This is a genomic window from Synechococcus sp. R3-13 (assembly GCF_047462195.1).
In the GTDB taxonomy this organism is placed as follows: Bacteria; Cyanobacteriota; Cyanobacteriia; order Thermostichales; family Thermostichaceae; genus Thermostichus.
This window is the reverse complement of the sequence record NZ_JANSIO010000408.1, coordinates 1-5217: the sequence shown is the minus strand read 5'-3', so window position 1 is coordinate 5217 and position 5217 is coordinate 1. Positions and strand designations below refer to the sequence as shown.

Annotated in this window: 2 protein-coding genes and 2 pseudogenes; 3 read left to right on the top strand and 1 reads right to left on the bottom strand. The window is 60.6% G+C overall.

Annotated features, from left to right (window positions below; genetic code table 11):
* Positions 1-1858: pseudogene (locus NW856_RS12025) on the bottom strand (ribonucleoside-triphosphate reductase, adenosylcobalamin-dependent); the annotation flags it as partial.
* Between the two features lie 402 nt (positions 1859-2260).
* Between NW856_RS12025 and NW856_RS12020 the strand changes: the two are divergent.
* The 3 genes and pseudogenes from NW856_RS12020 to NW856_RS12010 all read left to right on the top strand — a co-directional run.
* A complete protein-coding gene (locus tag NW856_RS12020; protein ID WP_414400465.1) occupies positions 2261-3475 on the top strand; it encodes a site-2 protease family protein in 1215 nt (404 codons plus the stop codon).
* Positions 3476-3645: 170 nt separating this feature from the next.
* Positions 3646-4950: a M16 family metallopeptidase gene (locus tag NW856_RS12015; protein ID WP_414400464.1), complete on the top strand. Its 1305-nt coding sequence runs from the start codon at positions 3646-3648 to the stop codon at positions 4948-4950.
* A gap of 60 nt (positions 4951-5010) precedes the next feature.
* Positions 5011-5217: pseudogene (locus tag NW856_RS12010) on the top strand (insulinase family protein); the annotation flags it as partial.

The window sequence follows — 5217 nt, the reverse complement described above, 5'->3', positions numbered from 1 at the left end:
CGCACAAGAAGCCTCGATGAAACTGGAAGCTGGTGGCTTCGAGCGCCTCTGTCATCTGCTTTTGTCCGGGCCTCATGCCGAACTGGGCCGCCAGTTTTGCCAACCCCCTGGAGCCGATAACCCGCAACCCAAGCTGCGCATAGTGATATGCCTCTGGCTGGCGGGGCTCGTAACCCACTGCCGTTTGCAAAAGCTGAATCGCATACTGGCTCATTTCGGCTTGGGTATCTTGCCAATAGCGTAATAAAGCCGTGTCGTTCCACGGGGTTGCCGTAAGGCTACCGTCACCCAGCAAATTCCCCAAAAGCCAGCCTTCTTCCCAGGTACCCGCCCCATCCCACGGGGTGAGATCGCGATGGTTGTGCAGCAGGATGCGGTCGCCCGGTTGTAGGCTTTCTGCCGGTACCCACTCGGTGTATTGTGCCTTTTGGGTTTGAGCGGTGACTTTGAGAACCCGATGGTTGCCTGTCAGCCGCAGAGAGAACCCTTCCTTGGTCAAAAGCTTCAGCACAGGCTTGGTACCGGAGTAGAAGAACCCCTCCGGTGTGGTACTGAATAGTTCTCCATTGACATAGGTGCTGTGCTGCTTCCCAATCAGGTCTCTCACCTGGCGCGGCCCATCGCCCGTGTGCACCCAGGTATCGGCTGTCACGCAGGGATTCAGCCCATAGCGCCACAGGCGATCCTGAAGTTCCTCTTCCCCTAGGGAGGGATCCCGTCCCTTTAGCCATTCTCGGGCCGTTCCTGCCTCATAGGCTTTGAGAAAGTCGGGTTTTAGGTCGGGTGGGATAAGGTCGCAATTGGCCCGTGCTACGGCTTCCCCGGCCCACTGGATGGCCCCCTCGCCTGAGTAAAACTGCTTCCGCACGGCCTCAACACATTCTTCCCGCGTCGGCTTGCGGTGAAACACCCGCGTGTGGTTGGCCATGCGCAGGGCATCTCGCTCGGGGTCAATTCTCCAGTTGCCGTTTTCGTCCTGCTGCCAGAGGTTGTCTTTAGCGGTGGATCCCAGCTGGTCGTCGGCAGCAAACTGACGAATGCCAGCGCTACGACGAATGTTTCCCGCCACCACCACCACCGCCGCCTCGTCGATGAGCAGGCAGCATTCCACGGAGTTCAACTGCCGCCCTACTGCCCTGTTGAGGATGGCGGCACAGCGCTCGTACAAGCCGGGCAGCTTAATGGGGTTGGCTACGCCCCCAAATCCCTTCAGCCTCTCGCCGGCAGGGCGGATATCGCTCAAATCTACCGTCACGTCCACCTGACCGCCAAAGCCGGGATCCGAGGCCAGCTCCAGCAGCGCTTGGTAGGACTCCACCCAGCCGCGGCGACTGTCCCCCACCTGGATGTGCACCTGGGATCCCTGCCGGTGGATGCGGGTGTGTTCCTGCCGCTCTTCGGGAGGGGTGGCGCCGATGGATCCCTTGACGTGAACCTGAAGGCGGTTGAGGATGGGAGGCAAGCGGTTGATGAATTGGGGTTCCAGCACCGCTCCTGTGCCGCAGCCCATCATGGCCAGATCCATCATCAGGCCAAAGGCCCGCCAGTCCACCACCGCCAAACTGGTGCAGTTGTAGGCACCGGAGAAGTTTTCCGGCTTCTGGATCCAGTCGGTGCCCATCACCCACAAGGCTCGACCGGAGATCAACGCCTTCAACTGCCGCTGCAGACGTTCTACCAACTGCCGCTCCTGAGGGGTGAAGCGCCCCAACCGGGCAATATCGGCCAAGGTGCGATCGCAAACCTCGCTCCAAGTCTCGCGGCTGCCATCTGGGCGGCGACGGCTGTAGGTGCGGTAGAACACCGGGCTGGCCGCCGGGGCTGTGGCCGGAAACTCGCCTGGAGGCGCGGCTCCCATCGTCTGGGCGGGATCAAGTCCCTGCACTTCTTCGCTCTGTTCGCCTGAGTGGGACGAAGTCCACACCATAGCCACACCCCTCCTGCAAAGCTCCCCTGCTAAAGCTCGGTCGTTCCAACTTTTGAGTGCTGGTTGGCCCCGCCGACCCAATGCCCAACCACGTTATCACAATCTTCGGGGGTCTGGTGTTGTAGGTAGTGTTGTGCTCTGAGAAGATCTTTAAGAGCCTCTAGGGATAGGGCAGGCCCGCTGTCTGCCGGGGGAGCCGCAAGGGAACGGAAGGCCCGGCAGAGGGGCTACACTGGAGGAGAGGGATCCCAAGTTGAGGGGCTGCTTGTCGTCTTCAACGGCACCTTCCTGGGCCTTCTCCCCAGTGAGAGCTGTGTAAGGAGTTGTATCGTCATGACCAGTCGCCTGCGCATCGGTAGCTTGTGGGGGATCCCCTTTTTCATCGACTACACCTGGTTCCCGGCGGCCCTCCTGCTGGTGCTCTCCTACGGGGTGTTGACGGCGATGGGGTTGTTTCTTTCTCTGCTGGCCCATGAGTTGGCCCACAGCTTGGTGGCCCGCGCCTATGGGGTACGGGTTAACTCGATAACCCTATTTATTTTTGGGGGTATGGCGGCGATTGAGCGGGAAGTTCCCCGCCCCCTTGGGGCTTTTTGCGTGGCGGTGGCAGGCCCTCTCCTCAGCTTGGGTCTGTTTGTTTTCTTCAGCGTGGCCCGGGCTTGGGCTGTGCCGGAGTCGATGCTGGCCTCAACCCTTGCCAGCTTGGCTGCCATCAACCTGACGATTGCCCTGTTTAACCTGCTGCCGGGCTTGCCTCTGGATGGGGGGCAAATGCTCAAGGCGGCCATCTGGGGTTGGACGGGGGATCGACAACAGGGCATGATTTGGGCAGCTCGGGCCGGGCAATTTGTCGGCTTTGGCCTGCTGGGGCTGGGGTTGCTGGTGGTGTTTGCCGGCAGCCTGAATGGCCTGTGGCTGGGGTTGATCGGGCTGTTTATTTTGAACACCGCCCGCCGCTACAGCCAGTACGCGCAACTGCAGCAGGTGCTGGCCCGCCTGAAAGCTGCCGATGTGATGACCCGCCAGTTTCGGGTTTTGGATGCGAACATGAGCCTGCGGGAGTTTGTGGATCGCTATCTGGTGCCTTCTTCTCTCAGGCCGGAAGCTCCAACTCAGCCAGCGGAGGTTTATTTTGCCGAGGAAGATGGCCGTTATCGCGGGTTGGTCAGGCCAGAACTGCTCAACGACATCGAGCGCAGCCAGTGGGATTGCCTCACCCTCAAGGCTATTCTCAAGCCGATGGAGCAACTGCAGGGGGTACGAGAAGAGACCCCCATTCCCCAGGTGATTCAGATGATGCGCCAGGCGGAACCGCGCCGCATTTTGGTTTTCACGCCCACCGGCGCCATTGCTGGCTTGATCGACCGGGGGGATGTGGTGGCCATGGCTGCCCGGCAGTTGGGGGTCGTGCTGCCCCAAGAGGTGGTGCAGCGGGTTCGAGACAGCCAAGAGTGGCCCCCTGGATTTCAGGTGGAGGACAATCTGGCAAGCGAGGGATCCCCCAGTCTGGCTTGGCAGGGATCCCCGGATCTGCGCAATGAGCCTTAGGGGGATGTCTGGACAGGGAGCAGCCCAAGGTACCTAGGTTCTCCCTCTACCACAAAAGGGGTTGGGATCTGCAAGGTGGGGAGAGAAGGCCGAGAAAAGTAGTCTCAGATACTATTTCCCGGAGCCCCTCTCCATCTACAATTAAGACTGTTCTCCATCAGTTAAGAATTTTGAACCGCTCTCCTCGTCTTTTGCCCGCCTACACCCACCGACTGAGCAACGGGCTAGGCGTTATCGTTCATCCCATCCCCATTGCCGATTCTGTAACCGTTGACGTCTGGGTACGGACAGGTGGACGTCATGAGCCGCCGGAGTGGCTGGGCCTATCCCATTTTCTGGAACACATGGTGTTTAAGGGTAGCGAGCGGCTGGCTCCTGGTGAGCTGGATTGGGCCGTGGAAGGACGGGGAGGAGTTACCAATGCTGCCACCGGCCAAGACTACACCCATTACTACATTACGGTGGCTGCTGCTGACCTGGCGGATACCCTGCCCTACCTGGCAGAGGTGGTTTTGCGGGCCGGGATCCCGGATCCAGAGTTTGAGCGGGAGCGGCAGGTGGTTCTGGAGGAAATTCGCCGCGCCGCCGACAACCCTGATTACACGGCCTATCAGCTTTTGATGCAGACCGCCTATGGGGAGCATCCCTATGGACGACCGGTGTTGGGCACACCGGAAAGCTTGATGCAACTGACCCCTGAGGTGATGCGCGCTTACCACCGCGCTTGGTATCGGCCTGAATCCATGACGGTGGTGGTGACGGGTGGCATCGATCCCGAGCGGGCGTTGGCCTTGGTGGAGGAGCAGTTTGGCAGCTCTGCTGCTGGGCCAGCACCGGCCAGCCCCCCCATCCCGCCCCAGCCTCGTCCCCAAGGGATCCTGCGCCGGGAGAGCGACCATGCCCGCTTGGAGCAAGCCCGTCTGAAATTGGCCTGGCCTACCGTTGGCATTGACGATTGGCAACAAGCCTGTGGCCTGGAGATGTTGGCTTCTGTGCTGGGAGATGGCCGTACTTCGCGGCTGGTGCATCTGCTGCGGGAACAGCGGGGCTGGGTGAGGGCCATTGGCTGTTCTTCGCTGGTGTTGAAGGAGGGGGGACTGTTTTGTATCGGCGCTCAGCTGGAGCCGGAGGATGTGGCGCGGGTGGAGGCGACGATTCTGCACGAGATCGAAAAGCTGCAGCAGGATGGCATCGGCCAAGCGGAGTTGGATCGCACCCGGCGTATGCTCACCCATGAGTTCCTGTTCTCCGCCGAGTCTCCCAGTCAATTGGCGGGCATCTATGGCTACTACGAGACGCTGGGCGGGGTGCAACGCATTCAAGAGTACCTGGAGCTGTTGCAATCTTTTACCCCGGCTCAGATCCGGGAATTGGCCCAGCAGTACTTGTCTCCGGAGGCTTATGTGGTCACCGTTCTCAAGCCGACTGCCCTCGATCCAGCAATGGCCTCGGAGCTGCAACTGGCCTGTCGGTGAGCGCCGCCTTGGCGCTCCGGACTCTTGATTTTCGGATTTTGGACGGGATCCCTTGCCTGCATGAACTCTGCTCTGCTTGCCACCCAACGTGGCCGTTTACAGCGCGTCCTTTTGGCCAATGGCATCACGCTGTTGCTGGGCCAGAACCCAACGGTGGAGATCTTGGCTGCCCACTGTTTTTTCCGCGGTGGTAGCCGGGCAGAGCGGCCGCAACAGGCGGGGGTGAGCCACTTGATGGCGGCTGTCCTCACCAAAGGCACGCATCGG

Coding starts and splice junctions, on each gene's coding strand:
- NW856_RS12020 (WP_414400465.1), top strand. CDS start 2,261: ATGACCAGTCGCCTGCGCATCGGTAGCTTGTGGGGGATCCCCTTTTTC.